This is a genomic window from Claveliimonas bilis (assembly GCF_020892095.1).
In the GTDB taxonomy this organism is placed as follows: Bacteria; Bacillota; Clostridia; order Lachnospirales; family Lachnospiraceae; genus Claveliimonas; species Claveliimonas bilis.
The window spans coordinates 1,587,415-1,613,940 of record NZ_AP024845.1; the positions used below are offsets into that span (position 1 = coordinate 1,587,415).

At 46.3% G+C, this 26,526-nt stretch carries 20 protein-coding genes, 1 tRNA gene and 3 rRNA genes; 21 read left to right on the forward strand and 3 right to left on the reverse strand.

Translation table 11 applies throughout. From position 1 onward, the window contains the following. Positions 1-107: 107 nt before the first annotated feature. The 4 genes from tilS to EUBC25_RS07765 are packed head-to-tail and all read left to right on the forward strand — an operon-like array spanning position 108 to position 5,977. Positions 108-1,538, forward strand: coding sequence for a tRNA lysidine(34) synthetase TilS (gene tilS, locus EUBC25_RS07750; RefSeq protein ID WP_230104944.1), 1,431 nt, complete (start codon positions 108-110; stop codon positions 1,536-1,538). Beyond that, positions 1,522-2,049: a hypoxanthine phosphoribosyltransferase gene (gene hpt / locus EUBC25_RS07755; RefSeq protein WP_230104945.1), complete on the forward strand. Its 528-nt coding sequence runs from the start codon at positions 1,522-1,524 to the stop codon at positions 2,047-2,049. The genes tilS and hpt overlap by 17 nt, the downstream gene beginning before the upstream one ends. Before the next feature lie 17 nt (positions 2,050-2,066). After that, the gene (ftsH, locus tag EUBC25_RS07760; RefSeq protein ID WP_230104946.1) at positions 2,067-3,917 is read left to right on the forward strand and encodes an ATP-dependent zinc metalloprotease FtsH; all 1,851 of its coding nucleotides are present in this window, start codon (positions 2,067-2,069) and stop codon (positions 3,915-3,917) included. A 17-nt stretch (positions 3,918-3,934) separates the two neighbouring features. Continuing rightward, positions 3,935-5,977, forward strand: a complete 2,043-nt coding sequence (locus tag EUBC25_RS07765) for a glycoside hydrolase family 13 protein (RefSeq protein WP_230104947.1) — start codon at positions 3,935-3,937, stop codon at positions 5,975-5,977. A 74-nt stretch (positions 5,978-6,051) separates the two neighbouring features. On the opposite strand, the gene map is transcribed toward EUBC25_RS07765, so the two are convergent. Continuing rightward, a complete protein-coding gene (gene map, locus EUBC25_RS07770; protein ID WP_230104948.1) occupies positions 6,052-6,861 on the reverse strand; it encodes a type I methionyl aminopeptidase in 810 nt (269 codons plus the stop codon). A gap of 412 nt (positions 6,862-7,273) precedes the next feature. Here map and EUBC25_RS07775 point away from each other — a divergent pair, with 412 nt between their 5' ends. From EUBC25_RS07775 to EUBC25_RS07810, 8 genes are all read left to right on the forward strand, one after another. After that, positions 7,274-8,350, forward strand: a complete 1,077-nt coding sequence (locus EUBC25_RS07775) for a 6-phosphofructokinase (protein WP_230104949.1) — start codon at positions 7,274-7,276, stop codon at positions 8,348-8,350. Positions 8,351-8,385: 35 nt separating this feature from the next. Continuing rightward, positions 8,386-9,954 carry a DNA polymerase III subunit gamma/tau gene (gene dnaX / locus EUBC25_RS07780; protein ID WP_230104950.1) on the forward strand — a complete coding sequence of 523 codons (1,569 nt, stop codon included), beginning with the start codon at positions 8,386-8,388 and terminating at the stop codon, positions 9,952-9,954. Positions 9,955-10,009: 55 nt separating this feature from the next. Next, the gene (locus tag EUBC25_RS07785) at positions 10,010-10,360 is read left to right on the forward strand and encodes a YbaB/EbfC family nucleoid-associated protein (protein WP_230104951.1); all 351 of its coding nucleotides are present in this window, start codon (positions 10,010-10,012) and stop codon (positions 10,358-10,360) included. Between the two features lie 18 nt (positions 10,361-10,378). After that, the gene (gene recR, locus EUBC25_RS07790) at positions 10,379-10,975 is read left to right on the forward strand and encodes a recombination mediator RecR (protein ID WP_230104952.1); all 597 of its coding nucleotides are present in this window, start codon (positions 10,379-10,381) and stop codon (positions 10,973-10,975) included. A 3-nt stretch (positions 10,976-10,978) separates the two neighbouring features. Continuing rightward, positions 10,979-12,076: a LacI family DNA-binding transcriptional regulator gene (locus EUBC25_RS07795; RefSeq protein WP_230104953.1), complete on the forward strand. Its 1,098-nt coding sequence runs from the start codon at positions 10,979-10,981 to the stop codon at positions 12,074-12,076. A 246-nt stretch (positions 12,077-12,322) separates the two neighbouring features. After that, positions 12,323-12,979, forward strand: coding sequence for a fructose-6-phosphate aldolase (gene fsa, locus EUBC25_RS07800; protein ID WP_230104954.1), 657 nt, complete (start codon positions 12,323-12,325; stop codon positions 12,977-12,979). A 39-nt stretch (positions 12,980-13,018) separates the two neighbouring features. Next, entirely contained in the window at positions 13,019-13,855 is an 837-nt protein-coding gene (locus EUBC25_RS07805) for a transketolase (RefSeq protein WP_230104955.1), read from the forward strand. Further along, entirely contained in the window at positions 13,843-14,784 is a 942-nt protein-coding gene (locus EUBC25_RS07810) for a transketolase family protein (RefSeq protein WP_230104956.1), read from the forward strand. The genes EUBC25_RS07805 and EUBC25_RS07810 overlap by 13 nt, the downstream gene beginning before the upstream one ends. A 20-nt stretch (positions 14,785-14,804) precedes the next feature. On the opposite strand, the gene EUBC25_RS07815 is transcribed toward EUBC25_RS07810, so the two are convergent. Continuing rightward, positions 14,805-15,074: a helix-turn-helix domain-containing protein gene (locus EUBC25_RS07815; protein WP_230104957.1), complete on the reverse strand. Its 270-nt coding sequence runs from the start codon at positions 15,072-15,074 to the stop codon at positions 14,805-14,807. 163 nt (positions 15,075-15,237) lie between these two features. On the opposite strand from EUBC25_RS07815, the gene EUBC25_RS07820 reads away from it, so the two are divergent. The 9 genes from EUBC25_RS07820 (at position 15,238) to EUBC25_RS07860 (ending at position 25,540) form a co-directional block, all read left to right on the forward strand. Then, positions 15,238-15,705 (forward strand): LytR/AlgR family response regulator transcription factor, encoded by a 468-nt coding sequence (locus EUBC25_RS07820; RefSeq protein WP_230104958.1) that lies wholly within the window; start codon positions 15,238-15,240, stop codon positions 15,703-15,705. Between the two features lie 173 nt (positions 15,706-15,878). After that, the gene (locus tag EUBC25_RS07825; RefSeq protein ID WP_230104959.1) at positions 15,879-16,967 is read left to right on the forward strand and encodes a LysM peptidoglycan-binding domain-containing protein; all 1,089 of its coding nucleotides are present in this window, start codon (positions 15,879-15,881) and stop codon (positions 16,965-16,967) included. 54 nt (positions 16,968-17,021) lie between these two features. Then, positions 17,022-18,257, forward strand: coding sequence for a DUF5711 family protein (locus EUBC25_RS07830; RefSeq protein ID WP_230104960.1), 1,236 nt, complete (start codon positions 17,022-17,024; stop codon positions 18,255-18,257). Between the two features lie 9 nt (positions 18,258-18,266). Beyond that, positions 18,267-19,181, forward strand: coding sequence for a CvpA family protein (locus tag EUBC25_RS07835; protein WP_230104961.1), 915 nt, complete (start codon positions 18,267-18,269; stop codon positions 19,179-19,181). 501 nt (positions 19,182-19,682) lie between these two features. Further along, positions 19,683-21,217 (forward strand): 16S ribosomal RNA (locus EUBC25_RS07840). Between the two features lie 70 nt (positions 21,218-21,287). After that, positions 21,288-21,405: ribosomal RNA gene (rrf, locus tag EUBC25_RS07845) — 5S ribosomal RNA — on the forward strand. A 510-nt stretch (positions 21,406-21,915) separates the two neighbouring features. Next, positions 21,916-24,803, forward strand: a 23S ribosomal RNA gene (locus EUBC25_RS07850). The 16S, 23S and 5S rRNA genes sit together here, the layout of an rRNA operon. A 155-nt stretch (positions 24,804-24,958) precedes the next feature. After that, complete coding sequence (locus EUBC25_RS07855; protein WP_230104962.1) at positions 24,959-25,381, forward strand: cupin domain-containing protein; 423 nt, start codon at positions 24,959-24,961, stop codon at positions 25,379-25,381. Between the two features lie 86 nt (positions 25,382-25,467). After that, a tRNA-Asn gene (locus EUBC25_RS07860) sits at positions 25,468-25,540 on the forward strand. A 506-nt stretch (positions 25,541-26,046) separates the two neighbouring features. On the opposite strand, the gene EUBC25_RS07865 is transcribed toward EUBC25_RS07860, so the two are convergent. Next, positions 26,047-26,433, reverse strand: coding sequence for a MerR family transcriptional regulator (locus tag EUBC25_RS07865; protein WP_230107574.1), 387 nt, complete (start codon positions 26,431-26,433; stop codon positions 26,047-26,049). Positions 26,434-26,526 lie beyond the last annotated feature (93 nt).

Consider the following 26,526-nt stretch of genomic DNA (forward strand, 5'->3'; position numbering starts at 1 on the left):
TCCGCAGAAATTCTATATATTATGGATAACGGACCGCAGTGTTTTGGCACGCCGGAACCGGGATCGGTGTTTCGCTGATGATGAGGCGGAAAGAAGCGGGAGAGCAGATGATGTACAAAAAAGTCGAAGATTATGTAAAAATTCATAATATGCTGGAGCAAAAAGACAAGGTGATAGCAGGCGTATCGGGAGGGGCAGATTCCGTATGCCTGCTTTATGTACTTTTGGAGCTGAAGAAGAAATACAGTCTGGAGATCAGGGCGGTCCATGTCAATCACTGTCTCCGGGAAGGAGCCGCTGATGAAGATGAAGCCTATGTAAGGAAACTCTGCGCCGGGATGGAAGTGCCTTTGGAAGTGTACCGGATTGATGTGGTCCATCTGGCGAAGGAAGAGGGCATGTCCAGTGAAGAAGCGGGCAGAGCTGCAAGACGAAAGGCATTTGAAGAGGAAGCAGACAAAATGGGCGGAGCGAAGATTGCGCTGGCTCACCACAAAAACGACAATGTAGAAACACTGCTTTTAAATATTGCCAGGGGAACAGGGTTGAAAGGGCTTGGGGGGATACGCCCGGCAGCAGGCAGATATATCCATCCCCTTCTTGGCGTCTCCAGAGAAGAGATAGAGGAGTTTCTGAAAAAAAACCAGCTTTCCTACTGTATGGATGCCACAAATTATGAGGATACTTATACACGGAACCGTATCCGCAATCATATGATTCCATACATGGAACAAAAGATTAATCCCAGATTTACAGATCATGCGTGCAGTATGATGGAGCAGATGGGGAAGCTTTGGGATCATATTGCAGGGGAAGTCTGCATGGCAGAGAAAACAGCGGTAGTATACCGCGAGGATCAGGGGAAAAAAGAAGCGCTGATACAAAAAGCAGTATTTGAAAAAATTCCGGAGGCCCTGCGTCCCTATCTGCTGCGCCGGGTAATGGAGAAGGTAGCGGGAAGCCAGAAGGATCTGGCGGGTATTCATTTGGAGCAGACAGAGGAGCTGTTCCGAAAGCAGACGGGCAGGAAACTGGATCTGCCCTATCAGATGTGTGCCCGGCGATGCTATGAAGGCGTGGAGATTTCGAGAAATGACCGGGCCGGGGAATCCGGCGGTGAAGGGGCGCAAAGAGAGCAGTCTGACGGAAGGCTCACAAGAAAAGCAGACAGGGTGAAAATGCGTGTGCTGGATCGGAAGGAAATGCATGAAGAACAGGATGTGACAATTTTTCAAACCCCCTACACGAAATGGTTTGATTATGATATAATTAAAAATAGTGTTACCATCAGGACTCGCCGGCCTGGCGACTATATTACGATAGACAGAAAAGGAAGGACTCAGAAGCTGAAGCAGTATTTTATTAATGAAAAAATCCCCCAAAAGGAAAGGGATGATATTCTGCTTGCGGCAGACGGAAGCCATATTCTTTGGGTGATAGGATATCGGCGGGGGTGTGCCTGTGAGGTGACGGAAAGTACAAGAAAAATTCTGGAAATTACAATAGACGGAGGAGAAAATTATGGCGGAGACAATTAGGGAGCTGGTATCAGAACAGGAAGTTGAGGCAAGAGTATGCGAGCTTGGAAGACAGATCAGTGAGGATTATGCCGGACGGCAGGTGCATCTTATCTGCGTTCTGAAGGGCGGCGTATTTTTTATGTGTGAATTAGCTAAGAGGATTACTGTGCCCGTATCCATGGATTTTATGAGTGTAAGCAGCTATGGAGACGGAACGTCTTCCAGCGGAGTAGTAAAGATCGCGAAGGATCTGGATGAATCTCTGGAAGGGAAGGACGTACTGATCGTGGAAGATATTATCGACTCCGGAAGAACCCTGTCCTATCTGATACAGATTCTGGAAAAAAGGAAACCGAGATCTCTGAAACTGTGTACGCTTCTCGATAAGCCGGAGCGCAGGGTAAAACCTGTAACAGTGGATTATGTGGGATTTAATATACCGGATGAATTTGTTGTAGGCTATGGCCTGGATTATGCGCAAAAATACAGAAATCTGCCATACATCGGTGTTGTAGAAGGTGTGGAGTAGAAAGGAGCAGCAAAGGATTGAATAATAGAAAGAACAGAGGCCTTAGCGGGCTGACGCTTTTAGTGTTTGTAGCCGTACTGTTCGCAGCGCTTTGGTTTACCAATCAGATCGATCAAAGAGAAAAAGTAATTACCTATCAGGAGTTTACACAGCTGGCCGGCGGCGGTGATATTGATACGGTGGAGGTGATTCAGAACAAAAATGTTCCTACCGGACGTTTGGAGATTGCAATGAAATCCGATGTGGAAGGTGCAGAGAGGAAGATTTTGTATGTCTCCGATGTCAATGAGATACAGGATTATCTGCAGGAAAATAATATCAGCTATACTGTTTCAGATATTCCCCAGGATAACTGGTTTATGACCAGTGTTTTCCCGACGCTGCTTATGCTGGGCGGGCTTTTGCTTCTTTTCTTTATGATGAACCGTCAGGGCGGAGGAGCAAATGCGAAGGCGATGAGCTTTGGAAAAAGCCGTGCAAGAATGAGCACAGACCGGGATAAAAAGATCACATTTGCACAGGTGGCAGGCCTGAAGGAAGAGAAAGAAGAGTTGGAGGAAATCGTAGATTTTCTGAAAGCTCCCAAAAAATATATACAGGTAGGGGCAAGGATTCCCAAAGGCGTTCTGCTGGTAGGACCTCCGGGAACCGGAAAGACTCTGCTGGCAAAGGCCGTAGCAGGAGAGGCGGGCGTTCCGTTTTTCAGCATATCAGGTTCTGACTTCGTGGAGATGTTTGTAGGTGTAGGCGCTTCCCGTGTCAGAGACTTGTTCGAAGAGGCGAAGAAAAACGCCCCCTGCATTATTTTTATTGATGAGATCGATGCGGTTGCCAGAAGAAGGGGCACCGGAATGGGCGGCGGCCATGATGAGAGAGAGCAGACTTTGAATCAGCTCCTTGTAGAGATGGATGGATTCGGAGTGAATGAAGGGATTATCGTGATGTCCGCCACGAACCGCGTAGATATTCTTGATCCGGCTATCCTTCGCCCGGGACGCTTTGACAGAAAGGTTGCAGTAGGAAGACCGGATGTGCAGGGCAGGGAGGAGATCTTGAAAGTTCATGCCAAGGGCAAACCTCTCGGAGATGATGTGAATCTGCAGCAGATCGCACAGACAACTGCAGGATTTACGGGAGCAGATCTTGAAAATCTTTTGAACGAGGCAGCGATCCTTGCAGCGAAGGACGGAAGAGTCTATCTGCAGCAGTCAGACATTCGCCACGCTTTTGTAAAGGTGGGAATCGGAGCAGAGAAGAAGAGCCGTGTGATTTCCGATAAAGAGAAGAGAATTACCGCTTATCACGAAGCAGGGCATGCGATCTTGTTCCATGTTCTTCCGGATGTGGGTCCGGTATACAGTGTGTCTATTATTCCTACAGGAGTAGGGGCGGCAGGTTATACTATGCCTTTGCCGGAGAAGGATGAGCTGTTTAACACAAAGGGAAAAATGCTTCAGGACATTACCGTGGCTCTTGGAGGCCGTGTGGCAGAGGAAGAGATTTTTGACGATATTACCACAGGAGCATCACAGGATATTAAGCAGGCAACAAGTCTGGCAAGATCTATGGTTACGAAGTTTGGTATGTCAGAAAAGATCGGACTGATCAACTATGATAATGACAGCGATGAGATTTTTATCGGACGGGATCTTGCCCATGCATCCAGAGGATATGGGGAGCAGGTTGCTGCTTCTATTGATCAGGAAGTGAAAAATATTATTGATAGCTGCTATGATCGTGCAAGGCAGATTATCCGTAAGTATCACAGTGTACTGGAAGCATGTGCACAGCTATTGTTGGAAAAGGAAAAAATTACCAGAGAAGAATTTGAAGCTCTTTTTGATGGAGTTGAAATTTCGGAAATGTAAAGTCAGGCGGCGATGGAATGAATAAAAAGGCATTATTTTGTGACGGAACAGGGAATTATGTTTTTCCGCCGGAACCTCTTGCGGGACAGCAGGTTACTCTTCAGTTTCGGACCGGGGCCGGAGAAGCAGATCAGGTATTTCTGATCACCGAAAGCCAGGAGTACGAGATGGAAAAGAGAAGCACCTCCGGGGTGTTTGATTATTATGCAGCGGTCGTACAGCTGGGAGAAGACAGATTCCGCTACAGTTTTCGGGTTGTAGCGGGGGAAGAAGTATGTTATTACAATCAGTTCGGGGTGATGCAGGAGAGGATCACAGATTATGCATTTGAGATCGCTCCGGGATTTACGACTCCGGATTGGGCAAAAGGTGCAGTAATGTACCAGATTTTTGTGGATCGCTTTTATAATGGAGATCCATCTAATGATGTGGAGGATGGAGAATATATATATATTGGAGAACCAACTACCAGGGTGCGGGACTGGAACAAATATCCGGCTGATATGGGAGTTCGGGAATTTTATGGAGGAGACTTGAAGGGAGTCCTTGAAAAGCTGGATTATCTTCAGGATCTTGGAGTAGAGGTTATTTATTTTAATCCGCTGTTTGTCTCTCCTTCCAATCATAAATATGACATACAGGATTATGATTACATTGATCCCCACTATGGAGAAATTGTAGAAGACGGGGGAGAAAATCTTCCGTTGGGAGCAGTGGATAATTTACATGCGACTAAATATCAGAAAAGGGTGACAGATAGAAAAAATCTGGAGGCCAGCAACCGATTGTTCATCAGACTGGTGGAAGAGCTCCATAAAAGAGGGATGAAAGTTATTCTGGACGGAGTCTTTAATCACTGCGGTTCTTTCAATAAGTGGATGGATCGAGAGAGGATTTATGAGGGACAGGAAGGTTATGCCAAAGGTGCCTACATTTCTTCAGACAGCCCATACCGCAGTTTCTTTGAGTTTTATGATAATGATAGAAGCTGCTGGCCCTACAATGGGAGCTATGACGGCTGGTGGGGGCATGACACCCTTCCTAAGCTGAATTACGAAGACTCGGCAGAGCTGGAGGATTATATTATTTCCATTGGAAAGAAATGGGTGTCTCCTCCTTATAATGTGGATGGCTGGCGCCTTGATGTTGCGGCTGATCTGGGACACAGTAAGGAGTACAATCATTATTTTTGGAAAAGATTTCGCCGGGAGATAAAAAAAGTGAACCCGGATGCCCTTATTTTGGCGGAACATTACGGGGATCCACAGGAATGGCTGCAGGGAGACGAGTGGGATTCTGTGATGAACTATGATGCGTTTATGGAACCCGTAACCTGGTTCCTTACGGGAATGGAAAAGCACAGTGATGAGGACAGAGAAGAGCTGCATGGAAATACAGACAGTTTTATCCGGGCCATGTTCCACCACATGTCTCATATGCTGACGCCATCTCTCCAGGTTGCCATGAATGAGCTTTCCAACCACGATCATTCCCGGTTTCTTACAAGGACCAACCATATGGTGGGCAGGGCCAAGGACCTGGGGCCTGAAAAAGCAGAAGAATATGTAAATCTTGCCGTGATGCGCGAGGCGGTTACCATCCAGATGACCTGGGTAGGAGCGCCGACAATATATTATGGTGATGAAGCGGGACAGTGCGGCTTTACAGATCCGGATAACCGAAGAACCTATCCATGGGGAACCGAGGATCATGATCTTATTGCTTTTCACAAAGAGCTGATCCGGATACACAAACAGTATGAGGTGTTTAAGACCGGATCACTGCAGTGGCTTGTAAAGGAAGAGAATCTTCTGGCCTACGGGCGGTTTAACAGCGACGACCAATTTGTCATTATCATCAATCACAGCAGCGAACTCAAAGAAGTACATGTGCCGGTGTGGGTTCTGGGCGTGCCGCTTAAAGGAGGTATGAGGCGGCTGATCTATTCCTATGAAAACGGGTATACAACAGAATTTGATGAGATTCATGTAGTAGATGGAGAAATTGTAGTGAATATGGGGAGTCATTCTGCCCTGGTTGCAAAGAACAAAGTATTTTAAAACGGGATAAAAATGTGGATGAACATATGGAATAAAAGTCAGAAGACAAAATAAGGGGGCTTTGAAAAGCCCCCTTATTTTGTCAGCACTTCCGCACCATCCTCGGTAATAAGTACCATATATTCGATCTGTGCCGAGAGTCCGTCGTCAATGGTATAGACCGTCCACCCATTGTCTTCGTCGATAAAGAAATCGGGACTACCTTCATTGATCATAGGCTCAATGGTGAACATCATGCCGGGAACAAGAACCATTTCCGTACCCCTGGGCGTTACGTAGCTTACGAAGGGTTCCTCATGAAATTCCAGTCCGATTCCGTGTCCGCCGATATCTTCAACTACAGAATAACTGTTTGCCCGGGCGTGGGAGTTGATGGCATGCGCAATATCGCCCAGATGGCCCCATGGACGCGCTTCTTTCAGACCCAGCTCCACACACTCCTGAGTGACGCGCAGTAATTTTTGGGCTCTTTCATCAACATTGCCGATGGCAAACATGCGGGAAGCATCGGAATAGTACCCGTCCAGAATGGTGGAGGCATCTACATTGATGATATCGCCGTCCTGTAAAATCTCCTCTTCGCTGGGGATACCGTGACAAATGACATTATTGATGGAAGTGCACACACTTTTTGGAAAACCTTCGTAATTTAAGGGCGCCGGGATCCCGCCGTGTTCTGTAGTATAATCATAGACCAGACGGTCGATCTGGGCGGTGCTCATACCGGCCCGAATATGGGAGGCAACATGGTCCAGAACGGCTGTGTTCAGAGCAGCACTTTCCCTGATCTTTTTTATCTGCTCCGGAGTCTTTAAAAGAGAACGATCCGGGACGATCTCTCCTTTTGCAGCAAGCGTCCAGAGTTTTACATCATATTTGTGCATTTTTTGATACCTGCTTTCTTTCATGAAATAGATTTCTGATACACAGTATATCCCTTTTCACGTTTCAGGTAAAGGGAGAGAGGCTCTTTTTCCTTGTGCCCGTTTTGAAAATAAGGTATAATGTCCACGTAGGCAATGAGCCGTGCAAAAATGCGAGAAGCGCAAACGCCTGCTTGCAGGCGGTTTGAGGTTTTCGCATTTTTATAGGGCGAAGCCCGTGAGCGAGAACCCGGAGGGTTGGAGCTGGCACGGCGGGTAGCGCACCGGAGGAGGGGCGAAGCCCGTGAGCGAGAACCCGGAGGGTTGGAGCGCGCACGGCGGGTAGCGCACCGGAGGAGGGGCGAAGCCCGTGAGCGAGAACCCGGAGGGTTGGAGCGCGCCAATGTGCACGATAGAAAGGAGTGAATGACTTATGTTGAGAATCGGAATGCTTACCAGCGGTGGTGACTGTCAGGCTTTAAATGCTGCTATGCGAGGAGTAGTAAAGGGACTTTTCTCAAAAAGAAATGATGTGGAGATTTATGGGTTTAAGGATGGATACAAGGGACTGATCTATTCTGAGTTCGAGATGCTTACATCATCTGATTTTTCAGGGATTCTCACAAGGGGAGGAACGATTCTGGGGACGTCCAGACAACCTTTTAAGATGATGAGGGTTCCGGATGAGAATGGTCTGGATAAGGTAGAGGCGATGAAGCATACCTATCATAAGCTGAATCTTGACTGTCTGGTGATACTTGGAGGAAATGGAACACATAAGACAGCCAATCTTCTTCGGGAGGAGGGGTTGAACGTCATTACGCTTCCTAAGACGATTGACAATGATCTGTGGGGAACAGATATGACCTTTGGTTTTCAGAGTGCAGTAGATATTGCAACAGATACCATCGACCGGATCCATACAACCGCAACTTCGCACAGCCGTGTGTTTATTGTAGAGGTAATGGGACATAAAGTCGGATGGGTAACTCTTCATGCAGGAATTGCCGGAGGAGCGGATATCATATTGCTTCCGGAAATACCCTACGATATTAAAGTGGTGACAGATGCGATAAAAAGAAGAGCTGATGCCGGCAAGCATTTTACAATTATAGCTGTAGCAGAAGGAGCGATTTCGAAAGAGGATGCCAAGCTTTCCAAAAAAGAGCTGAAGGCGAAGAAAGCGAAGGAAAATTATCCTTCTGTTGCCTATGAAATCGCAGAGAAGATTCAGAAGAAAATGAATCAGGAAGTGCGCATTACCGTGCCGGGACACACTCAAAGAGGGGGCTCCCCCTGTCCTTATGACCGGGTTCTGGCAACCCGTCTGGGAGCGGCTGCAGCGGATATGATCATGGACGGAGATTTCGGTTATATGGTAGCAATCAAGAGGGGAGAGGTGACAAAAACGCCTCTTTCTGAAGTGGCAGGTAAACTGAAAGTAGTGGATCCGGAATCTGGTATTATTAAAGAAGCAAGACTGACAGGAATCAGTTTTGGAGATCAATAGCAGACAGACAAAATCAGTCAGAAGGAGTGCATCAGATGGGATATATGGCATTATACCGGAAGTTCAGGCCCGGTGAATTTGAGGATGTCAAAGGTCAGGATGCGATCGTGACAACATTGAAAAATCAGATACGGACGGACCGTATCGGACATGCGTACCTTTTCTGCGGAACGCGGGGAACGGGGAAAACCACAGTAGCCAAGATTTTTGCCAAAGCGGTGAACTGTGAGCATCCAAATGAGGGAAGTCCGTGCGGAGAATGTGCAATGTGCCGATCCATAGCGGCAGGCACATCCATGAATGTGATAGAGATTGATGCGGCGTCCAACAATGGCGTGGATAATATCCGGGAGATACGTGAGGAAGTTGCATACCGGCCAACGGAAGGAAAATATAAGGTTTATATCATTGACGAGGTCCATATGCTGTCTATCGGGGCATTTAATGCGCTCCTGAAAACATTGGAAGAACCGCCGGAATATGTTATTTTTATTCTGGCAACAACGGAAGCCCACAAAATTCCGGTGACCATCCTGAGCAGATGTCAGAGATATGATTTTAAAAGGATTTCTATTGATACCATATCCGGACGCCTTGATGAACTGATCAAAAAAGAAGGACTGGATGTAGAAGAGAAGGCAGTGCGGTATATTGCCCGGATGGCGGATGGTTCTATGAGGGACGCCCTAAGCCTTCTGGATCAGTGCGCTGCATTTTACATCGGACAGAGGCTGACCTATGACAATGTGCTGGAAGTATTGGGGGCGGTTGATGCGGATGTACTCGGCCGCCTTCTTGAACAGCTTCTTGCCCGGGATGTGAAGAAAGTGATCGAAACAGTGGATGAACTGGTTATGCAGGGAAGAGAGCTTTCGCAATTGTCAGCAGATTTCACCTGGTATCTTCGCAATCTGCTTCTTGTAAAAAGTTCGGAAGAGATGGAAGATGTGCTGGATGTATCAACAGAGAATCTGGAGAGGATCAAGGAAGAAGCAAAGAGGATTGAAACCGATGAACTGATCCGTTATATACGGATTTTCTCGGACCTTAGCAATCAATTGAAGTATGCAACGCAGAAGAGAGTGCTTACAGAAGTAACTTTTATCCGGCTGTGCCGTCCCCAGATGGAGGTAAAGACAGACACCATTCTCTCCAGAATACGTGCTCTGGAAGATGAGGTAAAGAAAAAGCTGGCAGCACCGCCAGAGGGACAAAGAACCGTATATGTTCAGAATACGGAGAAAGAGGAAATACATCCGAAACCCAAGCTGCCAAAGGCACTGAGTGAGGATGTGAGGGCAGTAGCGGCGAATTTCGGACAGATCCGGGAAGCGGCGCCGGCAGGGCTTAGACAGTATCTGAAAAAGGCCCGCTTAAGTGCAGGAGAAAATAATCACCTGATCATTGTGCTGGAGGACGAGGTGAGCGCAGGCTTTGTGGGCACAGAGGAACATAAAAACGAAATCAAGCGCATCATTGCTGAGAAAACCGGCAAAGAAATGGATATAGATGTGCGGCAGGTAGAAAACGGGCGCACTTTCGAGGACAGCTATGTGGATATCGAGGAGGTTATTCACATGGAGATCACAGAAGAAGAGGAATAAGACATTATCACACAATATTTGGAATAACAGTATTTGAAATAAGGAGGATATTTACATGGCGAAAAGAGGAGGATTTCCCGGAGGAATGCCGGGAAACATGGCAAATTTAATGAAACAGGCGCAGAAGATGCAGCGTCAGATGGAAGAACAGGCAAAAGAAATGGAGACAAAGGAATTTTCTGCTACAGCAGGAGGCGGTGCGGTAGAGGCGACAGTCTCCGGAACAAAGAAGCTCCTGAAAGTGAAGCTGGATGAAGAAGCGGTAGATCCGGATGATGTGGAAATGCTGGAAGATATGATCGTTGCAGCTGTGAATGAAGCGATGGACAAGGCCGATGCGGAATCAGCGGCCGGCATGTCACGGCTGACCGGCGGTATGGGCGGCGGAATGCCGGGACTTTTCTAGGCTTGGCGGTGACGATCTATGGATTATTACAGCAGTCAGATAAGCAAACTGATTGAGCAGTTTTCCCGGCTTCCTGGAATCGGACCAAAGTCCGCACAAAGACTGGCATTTCATTTGATCCATATGCCGGATGATCAGGTGCGTGAGCTGGCGGATACGATCGTGAAAGCAAAGGAAAATGTCCGCTACTGTTCTGTGTGCTGTACACTGACGGATCAGGAAATCTGCCCTATCTGTGCCAGCAAGGAGAGGGATCACAAGACGATTATGGTAGTGGAAACACCCAGAGATCTGGCAGCTTATGAAAAGACGGGAAAATATGATGGTGTCTATCATGTCCTTCACGGCGCGATCTCTCCGATGCTGGGGATCGGGCCTGGTGATATTAAGCTGAAAGAGCTGATGGAGCGTTTAAGAGATGATGTGAATGAGGTGATCATCGCAACCAATTCCAGCTTGGAGGGGGAGACAACTGCAATGTATATCAGCAAACTGATCAAACCTGTTGGGATTAAGGTGAGCCGTATTGCCAGTGGTGTTCCTGTAGGAGGAGATCTGGAATATATCGATGAGGTAACGCTTCTTCGGGCGCTGGAAGGAAGGACGGAGATATAGAAAATGTCTGGTAAGAAAAAAGTGACTTCTACTGATATTGCACGGGCGGCAGGAGTTTCACAGTCTACAGTATCGATGGTGCTTAACAGAAAATACAATGTATCTTTCTCTAAAGAAACAGTAGAGAAAGTGGAAAAGGCTGCCAGAGAACTGGGGTATGTACTTCCGAAGAGAAAACTCCGCCGGGAGAGCCGGGGAGAAAAACTGTTGGTCGTATTCTGTTCCAATTTGACGAATCCGTATTATGTAATGCTTCTGCAGGGGATTGAGTCGAGGGCAAAGGAGCAGGGATATGGCCTCTTTGTCTGTAATACTCAAAGAGACCTGAAAATGGAAGAACGATATCTGAAAATGATGAAGTCACTTAAACCGCTGGGGATTATCTATACCTGCAATCCCAGTCATTGTTTTATGGATACGGTGGAAAAGCTGGCAGAGGAGATCCCTGTTGTCATAGTAAATAATCAAAATGAACGCCTTAATGTGGATGCGGTAGAGCTGGACAACTCCAAACTGGGGCGGATCATGGCAAAACATTTGCTGGATCTAGGTCACAAAAAAGTTGCTTATATAGCGCCTCCGCTTACAGTAAGGCAGAAACAGCGCTCCAAGAGAGTAGAAGGATTTCTGAAAGAGTTTGAAAAGGCCGGTCTAAAGGATCAGGTTGTGATCCGGGCAGCGGCAGAAGAACTGGATCAGGATGTGGCACATATTGATTCGGAATATCTGATCGGTTATGAACTGACAAAAGAGCTTCTGGAGGAACGGACAGAGGTAACAGCCATTGTGGGACTGAACGATATGATCGCCTTCGGAATCCTGGACGCTTTGCAGGAGGCAAAGCTGAAAGTGCCGGGGGATATCTCTGTTATGGGATGCGATAATACGCTGTTTGCCAGAATGCATAAGGTATCTCTTACTACAATTGAGCATTTCGTCATCTTTAAAGGGAGGGATGCCTGCGATATCATTATGAAGAAAATCGCGTCCCAGCGGACAAAATATTATGACATTGACCCCATCAGTACCTACCATGTGGAGTATGAACCGAAGCTGATCCAGAGAGGGACAACTTCCTATCCCAGGCGGGCAAAAAAATAAAATTAATGCATTTGAAGAAAATATTAATAATAATTTTTGGATAGCAGGATAAAAGTATTTGAAATCCAGGCAAAAAGACAGGTTATATAATCAAAACAGCAAAAGAGTTAAAACAATGCATTGATAAATCTATATAATTAATAAGATAAATTATTAATAAAAAAGGAGTCCTATTGACCTGATTCTTCTTTGGAGGATATAATAGAATCAACGAACCAAGCATCGATTTTAAAGGAGGAAATAAGGATGAAATTTTTTATTGACACAGCCAAAGTAGAGGATATCAAAAAGGCAAATGATATGGGCGTGATCTGTGGAGTAACGACAAATCCGTCTTTGATCGCAAAGGAAGGACGCGTGTTTGAAGAAGTGATCGCGGAGATTGCGTCTATCGTGGACGGTCCGATCAGCGGTGAAGTAAAGGCTACAACAGTTGACGCTGAAGGGATGATCAAAGAAGGACGTGAGATTGCGAAGATCCATCCCAACATGGTTGTGAAGATTCCTATGACTGTAGAAGGACTTAAGGCCTGCAAACAGCTTTCATCCGAGGGAATCAAGACAAATGTTACACTGATCTTTACTGCAAACCAGGCTCTTCTGGCAGCAAGAGCAGGGGCGACTTATGTATCTCCATTCCTGGGACGTCTGGATGACATTTCTGTAAGAGGTGTGGATCTGATCCGTGAAATTGCAGAAATCTTCGAGATCGCAGGAGATATTGACACACAGATCATTGCAGCAAGTATACGTCATCCAATGCATGTAACAGACTGCGCGCTGGCAGGAGCACATATTGCAACTGTACCGTATGCAGTTATTGAGAAAATGACAAAACATCCTCTGACAGATGTGGGAATCGAGAAATTCCAGGCCGACTATAAAGCTGTATTTGGGGAATAGGTTAAGAGGGCTGATGAATAAAAGCAGGAGGCAATTTTCATGAATAAAAAAGAATTAATGAAGACTGCAAATGAGATCCGAAAGGGAGTGCTTACTGCAACTCACAGTGCGAAGTCCGGACATCCGGGCGGATCTTTGTCTGCAGCAGATATTTATACGTATCTCTATTTTGAAGAGATGAATATCGATCCAAAAAATCCGAAAAAGGCAGATCGTGACCGGTTTGTGCTGTCCAAAGGACATACAGCGCCGGGATATTATTCTGCACTGGCACAGAAAGGGTTTTTCCCGGTAGAAGATCTGACTACGCTTCGTAAGACAGGCTCTTATCTCCAGGGACATCCGGATATGAAGCATATTCCGGGAGTGGATATGTCTTCAGGATCTCTGGGACAGGGAATTTCAGCAGCAGTGGGAATGGCGATTTCAGCCAAATTATCCGGTGACACATACCGTGTGTACACACTTCTGGGTGATGGAGAGATCCAGGAAGGCCAGGTGTGGGAGGCGGCTATGCTGGCAGCTCACCGCAAGCTGGACAACCTGGTTGTGATCGTGGACAATAATAATCTCCAGATTGACGGTAAAATTACAGAAGTTAATTCTCCGTACCCGATCGATAAGAAATTTGAGGCATTTAATTTCCATGTTATCAATATTGACGGACATAATTTTGATGAGATAGCTGCAGCGTTTAAGGAAGCAAGAGAGACGAAAGGGCAGCCGACAGCTATTATTGCAAAGACAGTGAAAGGAAAAGGAGTTTCCTTTATGGAAAATCAGGTTTCCTGGCATGGAAGCGCTCCAAATGATGAGCAGTATGCAGCTGCAATGGAAGAGTTAGAAAAGGCAGGTGAAGCAATATGTCAGATGTAAAGAAAATTGCTACAAGAGAAAGCTATGGAAATGCATTGGCAGAACTTGGGAAAAAACATGAGGACATTGTAGTCCTGGACGCCGACCTGGCAGCAGCTACAAAGACAGGCGTATTCAAGAAAGCGTTTCCGGAGCGTCATATAGACTGTGGTATTGCGGAGTCCAATATGATGGGAGTTGCAGCGGGAATCGCAGCAACAGGGAAGGTTCCTTTTGCAAGCTCTTTTGCCATGTTTGCAGCAGGGCGTGCGTTTGAGCAGGTGAGAAACTCCATCGGCTATCCGAAATTAAATGTGAAGATCGGAGCGACACATGCCGGCATCTCTGTAGGAGAGGACGGGGCTACCCATCAGTGCAACGAGGATATCGCGCTGATGAGAACCATTCCGGGTATGGTTGTGATCAATCCTTCCGATGATGTGGAGGCAAAAGCAGCGGTAGAAGCGGCTTATGAACATCAGGGCCCTGTATATCTGCGTTTTGGACGTCTTGCAGTTCCGGTTATCAACGATAATCCGGATTACAAATTTGAGCTTGGCAAGGCAGTTGTTCTCCGTGAGGGAACAGACGTTACCATTATTGCTACAGGTCTTACTGTGTCAGAATCTCTGGAAGCAGCGAAGAAGCTTGAAGCAGATGGGATCAGTGCACAGGTGATTAATATGCATACCATCAAACCTCTGGATGAGGAAGCTGTGATCAGTGCAGCTGCAAAGACAGGCAAGATCGTGACAGTGGAAGAGCATTCTATTATCGGAGGCCTGGGAAGTGCAGTATGTGATGTAGTTGCGGAAAAAGCTCCGGCGAAAGTGATGAAGATCGGTATCAACGATACATTTGGAGAATCCGGTCCGGCTGTAGAATTGATCCGCAAATACGGATTAGATGCCGAAAGTATCTATGAAAAAGTAAAGAAATTCTGCGAATAGCAATAAAAAAGCAGCACCTGTCATGGGCTGCTTTTTTTTTCGGAAATAACAGAGCCATCCAGCAGAGTGTTTGGGCTGACCTGGAAGAAGCGTGCAAGAGCCAGTACTTCATAGTCAGGAACAAAACGGCTACCCTGTTCAATTCTAAGGATCGTCAGATCACTGAAATCATAACCCTGAAGCTGTAACTTTTCTGCAAGTTCTTTTTGGGTCAGTTTTGCCTGTTTGCGCAGCACCCGGATGGATGGGCCAATGATATTTTTTGTTTTTCCGTTCCAGTATATTTTCATATCGATCCCTGCCCAAAATATTTTCTGTGTCTAGTATGTTAAAAAGGCAACGTATTTATATTGATATTAGACCAATTAATTGATAAAATACTTCTAAAGATGAAGTTTTTTGGCGAAATAGGGGAATGCCGGTAACAGGAAAGGTATGTGAGGAGGGAGCGGGATGCATCAGACTACAACGCTTCACGAAAGCGGATTTGATGGGGAAAAGAAAGATGATCGAAAGATATTAAAACAATATCTGGAAAAGATAATGGGATATATGGAGGAAAATAAGTGCAGCAGAAAAAGATTTCTTGTTCTTCCCTATCGGAAGAATGAATTTGTTCTTGATGAAGAAGAAATTGAATATATAGAGAGGGATAAAAGAATTACCAAAATTCACACATTAAATGGAATTGTCCTTACGACCATGAAAATGTCAGAGGTGGAAGCGTATCTGGATAAGGAAAGATTTGTAATGTGCCATAACAGTTTTATTGTGAATATGGAGAAAATCCGCATCTTTGGAAGAGCGGAAATTACACTTCGCAGCGGAGACAAGGTACCTATCAGCAGATCTCACTGGAAGCAGACAAGAGATACATTTGAAAGATGGACAGAAGAAAATATGAAAAAAGGCGGCGTGTAGCTGCCTTTTTTATTCTGACAGAAAAGAACAAAGCGGTATGCCGGAGACAGACGGAAGATGTCGAAGGTGGAAAAAAGAAAACGGAAACTTCTGTGGACAGGCTCCAGCTTATGATAAAATGCGCAAAAACCTTATGCTATGATAATCAAAAATATGCAATGAGGTGAGAGTATATGGAAAGAAAGTTTCCGAAGAATGTAAGGCAGGTAGGAAACGTATGCGACACGCCCAAAATTTACGTGGAAGATTACGTAGATACTTACCTTGCCCAGTTAAGGGACAAGGCGTCGGACATGCCTGTAGGAGCGCTTCTGATGGGAGAAAGCCTGTCGATAGAAGGACAGGAATGTGTGTGCATTACCGGTGCGGTCCAGATAAAGGAAGTAGAAGAAAATGCAGGGGAGATCAAGATCCTGCCCGGTATTCTGGAAGAAGCAAAGGAGGAGTGCAAAACTTATTTTCCGGAAAAAGATATAGTAGGATGGTTCCTGATCGCTCCCGGCAGGCCGATGACATTGTCCGGCAGCATGGTGAAGATCCATGAACAGATTTTTACAAAGAAGAATAGTATTTTCATATTAAAGCATGCAGAAGAGGACGAAGAGATTTATTTCGCATACAAATATCATGAATTAATGCAGATGGGCGGATATTATATTTTCTATGAAAAAAACCCGGAGATGCAGAATTACATGATCAATACACGGCGGCAGATTGGCGTGACACCCAGTGAAGTGGTTGAGGATCGAGCTGCAAAGAATTTTCGTTCTGCGATAAAAGAAAAAATGGAAGTGCAGGAGCAGAAAAATAATTCCAAGCTGGTATATCTTACAAGTGCGCTGCTGGTTGTGGTAGTGTTGGCAATCGGTATCTCGACCATGAATAATTATGATAAGATGAACTCTGTACAGTCTTCTATAGAAACGCTGTCAAAATCCGTGCAGGGCAGCGGCGAGGAAGAGAGGCAGACGGAAGCCGGCGCTGATGCGAAAGCGGCAGGTGATCCGGACAGTGAGGAGGCGGCTGCCCAGGGGGATAGCGGGCAGGAGGAAGAGGCTTCTTCGGACATACAGCCTCCTATATCTACTATACAGGAAGAATTAAGCGAGGAAGATTATTATACAGTACAAAGGGGAGATACATTGGACAAGATCAGCCTGAAATTGTACGGAACAACAGAAGAAGCGGAGGCAATCTGTAAAATGAACGGGCTCACAGATGGGAACCTTATTTTCATTGGTCAGAAATTGCTGCTACCATAACAGGGGAAGAGTGTGTTATACTGTACGCATAACGTAGACTAAAGAGGTTGATTTATGAAGCTAAGGAAAAAAAGTAAACTCCAGGGAGAGCAGGAAAAGGAACAGACACAGAAGATGCCGACAGAGGGCATGGAGGATTACTCTATAGAGGAGCTGGAAGAGCAGATCAAAAGCCATAAGACGAAAATGCGCCGGCGAACGATCATCGGCACAGCGGCAGTTATACTGGCTTTGATCGGGGTGTATCTGGTTATTCAGCTCCAGACATATACATCGGTAAGAACAATTGATGTTTATCGTTCGGAAAATTCGGGGAACAGCAGTTACAAAGAATTTGCCGACGGAGTGCTTAAATACAGCCGGGATGGAATATCTTTTCTCAATAGAAAAGGAGAGGAAGAGTGGAATCAGTCTTATCAGATTCAAAATCCGGTTATTACTGTTTACGGAGAATCGGCAGCAGTTGCGGACAAAGGCGGAAACAGTATTGAAGTATTTACAAAAGAAGGTTTAAAGGGAGAAATAGAGACTACGCGGCCCATAGAGAAAATCGCAGTATCTTCCCAGGGTATTGTGGCGGCTATTCTGAAAGATGATGCTTCGCCGCAGATTATATGTTATGATGCGGCGGGAAATGTGCTTGCAGAATTGTCGGCGTCTCTGACGGGAACCGGATATCCTCTCAACATCAGTTTGTCGGATGACGGAACAATCCTTCTGGTATCTTATCTTGTGATCCAGAATGGAAAAGCATCGACAAATGTATATTACTATAATTTCGGAGAAGGAGGAAAGGAAGCTGATAATTATGAAATTGTGACGGATAATTATGAAGATATGACAGCTCCTTCCGCTTTTTTCCTTGATCAGGAAACGTCTGTGATTGTAGGAAATAATCAATTGCTGATCTATAAAGGGAAGGAAACGCCTAAACTGGCTCAGACAGTAGAGCTGGAGAAAGAAATAAAAAGCGTATTTTACAGCACAAGATATATAGGACTTATACTGAAAAATGAAGGAGAAGAAGGGAATGAACTCTGTCTTTACAATAAAAACGGAAAGAAGGTCCTCTCCGAAAATTTCAGTGGAGATTATTCCAACGTAAAAATATGCGGCAGTCAGGTTATTATGTATGAAGGGAAAAAGTGCAGCGTTTTTACAAGAAACGGAATCAAAAAATTTGACGGAGAACTGAATGAGACAATACAGGAAATGTTCCCGATCCTGGGCGTTAATAAATACATTGTGATGAATGCAAACGGAATGGAAGTGGTTCGGTTTGTAAAATAAGGAGAGCTTATGAATTGGATAGTGATTACAACAGGGATCATTTTTTTGATCTGCATTGTAGTAGGAATTTACAGAGGAGCAGTTAAAATAGCAGTATCTTTGGCAGCGACTATCGTAACTTTTGTGCTGGTATTTTTCCTCACGCCCTATGTGAGCGAAGGGATTATAAGTATGACTCCGCTGGATACTATGATTGAGGATCAGGCGGTAAGCGCCATTGGCGGTATGTTTTCATCGGGAGACGAGGAAAATACAGGCTCTATGATGACGGAGGAGAATATCAGAAGAGCGTTGAATGCAGCGGGCATTACAGAAGAACAGCTGAATGCGGCGGGCATTACAATACAGGATATTATTAATGGGAATATATCGGATGAAGAGTTGGCGGAGTACGGAATTTCCAGCAGCCTTCTTTCCGGGCTGCGCTCTGGAGGCGAGGAGGGTGAAAGCTTGCTGGAAGAAGCGGAAATACCAAAGGATGCACAAGTGGCGGCGATAGAAGGGGCGGATATTCCGGAAATATTTAAATCACTTCTGCTTACAAATAATAATGAAGATATATATGAAAAGCTGGGCGCAGATACTTTTGTGCAGTATATAGCAAAAGCAGCGGCAAAACTGATCATTAATATTCTGGCATTTATTCTTACTTTTATTATTATTACGATTATACTGCGCGCCGTTATTTTTGCATTGGACATTATAGCGAATTTGCCGGTGCTCGGATTGATCAACCGCCTTGCCGGGGGGATTCTCGGTGCGGGAGGGGCGCTGATCATCGTGTGGGTTTTGTTTATGTTTGTCACGTTTCTTTATACGACGTCTTTCGGAAAGGAAGCTTACACAGCAATTCAGAATAATGGAATCCTAAGAGTTATATATGAATTTAATCCGATCATGAAACTTGCGGTCACTCTAAGATAGTGGCCGCAAGTTTGTGTTATTCAATAGAAATCTGCTGTTAAAGCGGCTGCGCTCGGCGCAAGAGTTCCGCTTGCGGAACTCTTTACTCTGTAGGCTTCGAGCAGAGGAAATAAAGAAAAATAAAAAAGTAAAAGAAAAATAGAAAAAAAGGTTGACTTTGAAAAATAGAAGTGATACTATATCAAAGCTGTCGCGTGAGACGGCGTAAAACAACTTCATCTCATCTCTTCTTCTTTCTGATTCGGGAGAATACGGAAAAAGAAAAAATGAAAAAAGTTGTTGACAAACATCAAGCGACATGATAAACTATAGAAGTTGTCGCTGATGAGCGAAACAAGCAGAAAGCACCTTGATAACTGAACAATAGACAACGACCCTGAAAATTTCTAAGAGAAATATTCAGAACGGAAATCAGGCGGAAATCAAGAGATGGAAGCCTGGTGCCAACAGTAAATAACGGGATAGGAAAGCTAGTAGTTTTCCTGACCGAGAGAGAACTTTTTTAACGAGAGTTTGATCCTGGCTCAGGATGAACGCTGGCGGCGTGCTTAACACATGCAAGTCGAGCGAAGCACCTACTTTGGATTTCTTCGGAATGACGAGGTTTGTGACTGAGCGGCGGACGGGTGAGTAACGCGTGGGCAACCTGCCTCACACAGGGGGATAACAGTTAGAAATGACTGCTAATACCGCATAAGACCACGAAACCGCATGGTTTTGAGGTAAAAACTCCGGTGGTGTGAGATGGGCCCGCGTCTGATTAGGTAGTTGGTGCGGTAACGGCGCACCAAGCCGACGATCAGTAGCCGACCTGAGAGGGTGACCGGCCACATTGGGACTGAGACACGGCCCAAACTCCTACGGGAGGCAGCAGTGGGGAATATTGCACAATGGGGGAAACCCTGATGCAGCGACGCCGCGTGAAGGATGAAGTATTTCGGTATGTAAACTTCTATCAGCAGGGAAGAAAATGACGGTACCTGACTAAGAAGCCCCGGCTAACTACGTGCCAGCAGCCGCGGTAATACGTAGGGGGCAAGCGTTATCCGGATTTACTGGGTGTAAAGGGAGCGTAGACGGCATTGCAAGTCTGGAGTGAAAACCCGGGGCTCAACCCCGGGATTGCTTTGGAAACTGTGGAGCTAGAGTACCGGAGAGGCAAGTGGAATTCCTAGTGTAGCGGTGAAATGCGTAGATATTAGGAGGAACACCAGTGGCGAAGGCGGCTTGCTGGACGGTAACTGACGTTGAGGCTCGAAAGCGTGGGGAGCAAACAGGATTAGATACCCTGGTAGTCCACGCCGTAAACGATGACTACTAGGTGTCGGTAAGCAAAGCTTATCGGTGCCGCAGCTAACGCAATAAGTAGTCCACCTGGGGAGTACGTTCGCAAGAATGAAACTCAAAGGAATTGACGGGGACCCGCACAAGCGGTGGAGCATGTGGTTTAATTCGAAGCAACGCGAAGAACCTTACCTGGCCTTGACATCCGAATGACCGGTGAGTAATGTCACCTTCCCTTCGGGGCAATCGAGACAGGTGGTGCATGGTTGTCGTCAGCTCGTGTCGTGAGATGTTGGGTTAAGTCCCGCAACGAGCGCAACCCTTACCTTCAGTAGCCAGCAAGTAAAGTTGGGGACTCTGGAGGGACTGCCAGGGACAACCTGGAGGAAGGTGGGGATGACGTCAAATCATCATGCCCCTTATGGCCAGGGCTACACACGTGCTACAATGGCGTAAACAAAGAGAGGCGAGGCTGTGAAGCGGAGCAAATCTCAAAAATAACGTCTCAGTTCGGATTGTAGTCTGCAACTCGACTACATGAAGCTGGAATCGCTAGTAATCGCGAATCAGAATGTCGCGGTGAATACGTTCCCGGGTCTTGTACACACCGCCCGTCACACCATGGGAGTTGGTAACGCCCGAAGTCAGTGACCCAACCTTTTAGGAGGGAGCTGCCGAAGGCGGGACCAGTAACTGGGGTGAAGTCGTAACAAGGTAGCCGTATCGGAAGGTGCGGCTGGATCACCTCCTTTCTAGGGAAAAGAAGTAGGGAGTTGTTGTCTATTGTTGAGTGATCAAGCTGTCAAAAGCTGATGACTTGATTCTGGTGGCGATGCGCCTGGGGGAAACACCCGTACCCATCCCGAACACGATGGTTAAGACCCGGGCGGCCGATGGTACTGCACTGGAGACGGTGTGGGAGAGTAGGTGGCCGCCAGATTAAAAAAGAAAAGAAGGCAGAACCGCTGCCGAAAAGAAAATTTATCATAGATACAGGCAAGGATGAGCAACAACTTATCGCCGCCAACCCGATCAGCAGGGCAGTGCTGTTATGATAACTGGTTTTACCAGTGATTAGAGAGCTGAAAAGAAGTTCAGGTTTCTAATGACTGATAAAACATCAGTCAGATATGTACCTTGAAAACCGCATATAAGAAATAGATAAGATGAAATATCTTAACAAGACATCCGAGGTAATTGTTATGAACAGGAAACTGTTGTGATGATTACAACACTTTGAAGAAAACAAAGTAAAAAAATTGGCCGAAAGAACCAACACATGTAACGCTATACATGTGAGCCGTAGTATTGAAAGCCCCTCGAGAATTAAAATTCTCTCGGTGACATTTGCTTTGCAAATATCACTGCCGAAACAGGATCTTTCTTTAGAAAGCAAGCTTTCCCGAAAGATCAGTCCCGTCAGGATGCTTTCGAAACTATTTGGCAAGTTGGTTATGCAGAAAAGAGCACAGGGTGGATGCCTTGGCACTAAGAGCCGATGAAAGACGTGATAAGCTGCGAAAAGCTTCGGGGAGGAGCAAATATCCAATGATCCGGAGATATCTGAATGGGGAAACCCGGCGGAGAAAAGCTCCGTCAGCGTATGGTGAATCCATAGCCATGCGTGGGGAACCCGGTGAACTGAAACATCTAAGTAGCCGGAGGAAGAGAAAGAAACATCGATTTCCAAAGTAGCGGCGAGCGAAATGGAAAGAGCCCAAACCAGCGTGCGTGCATGCTGGGGTTCGGACCGCACAATTGATTCAACAAGTCTAGCAGAATGGTTTTGGGAAAGCCAGCCAGAGAGGGTGAAAGCCCCGTAAGCGAAAGATAAGTTGACAAGGCGGGATCCAGAGTACTACGAGACACGTGGAACCTTGTAGGAAGGAGCGGGGACCACCCCGTAAGGCTAAATACTCCTTAGTGACCGATAGCGCATAGTACTGTGAAGGAAAGGTGAAAAGGACCCCGGGAGGGGAGTGAAAGAGAACCTGAAACCCTGTGTTTACAAGCTGTGGAAGGACTATATAGGTCCGACCGCGTACTTTTTGTAGAACGGTCCGGCGAGTTACGCTGGCTGGCGAGGTTAAGTCCTTAAGGGATGGAGCCGAAGGGAAACCAAGTCTTAATAGGGCGATGAGTCAGTCGGAGTAGACCCGAAACCGGGTGATCTATCCATGTCCAGGTTGAAGTTGCCGTAAAAGGCAATGGAGGACCGAACCCACATCCGTTGAAAAGGGTGGGGATGAGGTGTGGATAGGGGAGAAATTCCAATCGAACCCGGAGATAGCTGGTTCTCCTCGAAATAGCTTTAGGGCTAGCCTCACACAAGTCTTACGGAGGTAGAGCACTGAATTTCCTAGGGGGCGTCAAAGCTTACCGAAGAATATCAAACTCCGAATGCCGTGTAGATGGTGTGTGGGAGTCAGACTGTACGAGATAAGTTGGACAGTCGAAAGGGAAAGAGCCCAGACCTGCAGCTAAGGTCCCAAAGTGTGTGTTAAGTGGAAAAGGATGTGGGATTTCAAAGACAACCAGGATGTTGGCTTAGAAGCAGCCATACATTAAAAGAGTGCGTAATAGCTCACTGGTCGAGAGGTCCTGCGCCGAAAATGTCCGGGGCTGAAACACACCACCGAAGCTCAGGAATGTATTTGATACATTGGTAGAGGAGCATTGCATACGGGAAGAAGCAGTACCGGAAGGAGCTGTGGACTGTATGGAAGAGAGAATGCCGGAATGAGTAGCGAGAGGAAGGTGAGAATCCTTCCGGCCGAATATCCAAGGTTTCCAGAGTAAAGCTGATCTGCTCTGGGTAAGTCGGGACCTAAGGCGAGGCCGAGAGGCGTAGCCGATGGACAACAGGTTGAGATTCCTGTACTACGATATGACAGAACTGTGGGGACGCAGAAAGAGAGCACTACCGGGAATGGAGAGACCGGGGCAAGCGAGGTAGGAGGCAGGTAGGCAAATCCGCCTGCCAATCTGAAGACGTGATGCATACCGAACTAAGAGTAGGGAAATGTGTGAGCTGGCTGCCAAGAAAAGCCGCTATTGTTCATATCGTACCCGTACCGTAAACCGACACAGGTAGATGAGGAGAGAATCCTAAGGCCGACGGGAGAAGCATTGTTAAGGAACTCGGCAAAATGACTCCGTAACTTCGGGAGAAGGAGTGCCTGGGAGACCAGGCCGCAGAGAATTGGCCCAAGCAACTGTTTAGCAAAAACACAGGTCTATGCGAAACCGAAAGGTGAGGTATATGGGCTGACGCCTGCCCGGTGCTGGAAGGTTAAGGGGAGAGGTTAGCGCAAGCGAAGCTTTGAACTTAAGCCCCAGTAAACGGCGGCCGTAACTATAACGGTCCTAAGGTAGCGAAATTCCTTGTCGGGTAAGTTCCGACCCGCACGAAAGGCGTAATGATTTGGGCACTGTCTCGACAATGCACCCGGTGAAATTGAAATACCAGTGAAGATGCTGGTTACCTGCGCCAGGACGGAAAGACCCCATGGAGCTTTACTCCAGCTTGATACTGGGATTCGGTATTGCATGTACAGGATAGGTGGGAGGCTAGGAAGAGAAGACGCCAGTCTTTTTGGAGCCGCTGTTGGGATACCACCCTTGCAGTGCTGGGTTTCTAACCTGCAGCCGTGATCCGGCTGGGGGACAATGTCAGGTGGGGAGTTTGACTGGGGCGGTCGCCTCCGAAAGGGTATCGGAGGCGCTCAAAGGTTCCCTCAGAATGGTCGGAAACCATTCGAAGAGTGCAAAGGCAGAAGGGAGCTTGACTGCGACACCGACGGGTGGAGCAGGTACGAAAGTAGGACTTAGTGATCCGGTGGTATAAAGTGGGATTGCCATCGCTCAACGGATAAAAGCTACCCTGGGGATAACAGGCTTATCACTCCCAAGAGTTCACATCGACGGAGTGGTTTGGCACCTCGATGTCGGCTCATCGCATCCTGGGGCTGAAGTAGGTCCCAAGGGTTGGGCTGTTCGCCCATTAAAGCGGTACGCGAGCTGGGTTCAGAACGTCGTGAGACAGTTCGGTCCCTATCCGGCGTGGGCGTAGGATATTTGAGAGGAGCTGTCCTTAGTACGAGAGGACCGGGATGGACTGGCCGCTGGTGTATCTGTTGGCTTACCAAGGCCATGGCAGAGTAGCCAAGCCGGGAAGGGATAAACGCTGAAGGCATCTAAGCGTGAAGCCCCCCTCAAGATGAGATATCCCTACGAAAGTAGTAAGACCCCTTGAAGACGACGAGGTAGATAGGGCAGAGGTGGAAGTGTGGCAACACATGGAGCTGACTGTTACTAATCGGTCGAGGGCATAACCAAGGAAGGTTCAAAAAGGCTGGAAGATGGATAAATTTCTTGTATGTGGTTTTGAAGGTACATAATAAAGACCAGAATGTAGTTGTTAAAGACTATATTCTGTTTTTTTTTACCGGAAAGTTCAAAGTACTTTTTTGTTTTACAGGAAATGAAGAATCATGAAAAAAGAATCTCTGCATGAAATCAATCAATATGAAGATAAAATGTTTCCGATCGGAATGTATGTGGCAACAAGGGACAGCATTATCCCGCCGGGAAGAGGATACAGAGACTTTCACTGGCATGAGGAACTGCAGATTACATTGGTACTCCGGGGCGAATTAACAATCCGTATACATACAGAAGATTATATATTGGAAAAGGGAGAAGCAGTCTTCTTTAACCGTAATTTACTTCATGCAATTACCTGGTTATCAGAAGATGGAAAATATGTAAGCATTAATTTTCCGGATTGCCTCCTTGGATTTTTCCCGGGCAGCCGTACGGAACAGGAAGCTGTGATTCCTTATATCGGAGGAGATGCTTTTAAGGCAGTTAAATTACGGAGAAAAAACAACTGGCAGCGAGAGTCTCTATTTTGAAAATTTTGCCGGCACCTCTTGAAAAAAGAAAGCATTTGTGGTAAATTATTTTTGTTGTCAAAGTGTAGGCAACAAAAATAGAATATTCCTCCTTAGCTCAGTCGGTAGAGCACTCGGCTGTTAACCGAGTTGTCGTTGGTTCGAGTCCAACAGGGGGAGCTTGTAAAGCCCGTAAACTTAACGTTTGCGGGTTTTATTTATTTCCGCGGGCAACGAGCCAGGAGGACATGCTTGCATGTCCATTTGGCGACTGCCGCGAGAGTCAAAGACCATCGGGGGCTTTGACTTTGCAACATGCCCCTCGGGGCAAAATAGACCGTCTGCTGAAAAAAGATTATCCGGAGATCCAGAGGTCGGCAGTTATTCCATATCGTAACAAATTGAATCGGATGAAGGAGCAGTAAGATATAAAAGCGCTCCTTGATCTATGTGACGATATCACGGTTTTAAAGGAGAATTATCAGCCGAGCATATATGTAGAGCGAAATAGGTATTTAGCGGAACATTTCGGCCGGGCAATCATCGTGTATGACGGCAGGGAAAAAGGTGCAACAGTGAATATGACAGTCAGCCAATTAAGGCTGGCTGTTTTTTTCTGCTTGTTTTGTGAGGAGACAAAGAAGAGTATTCTAAATTATTCAGGAGTATCTTCTCTTTACCACTAATCATTCAAGAGGAATCAAATTACTTATGTAAGGTCGTTTTCCGGAAAGGACCTCATCGTAAAATCCCTGTTTCCAGTCGATATAGGCCACACTTTCCTCCAGTTCCTTAATGGAAGCGCGCAGCGCATTCTGCTTTTTAGTCAGCATCTCCTTTCGCAGAGGAATGGTAGACGCCCCCTGAAGGCACAGATCCAAATATTCTTTCATTTCCTGAATGCTCATACCACATTTCTTCAGGCAAACAAGATCTTTAATCCATTTGACATCCCGTTCATCAAATATGCGGCGGTTATTTCCGTCGCGTTTTACATTGGGAACTAACCCTTCATTACAATAATATTTTAAAGTCTGATATGTCATGTCTGTTTCGCGGCAGACTTGCATCATGGTATACAATAAAACATCCTCCTGTTCACAAAATTTTCAAAAAATTTTTCTTGCAAATATATTGACCGGTTGTTACTACCGGATAATATAATC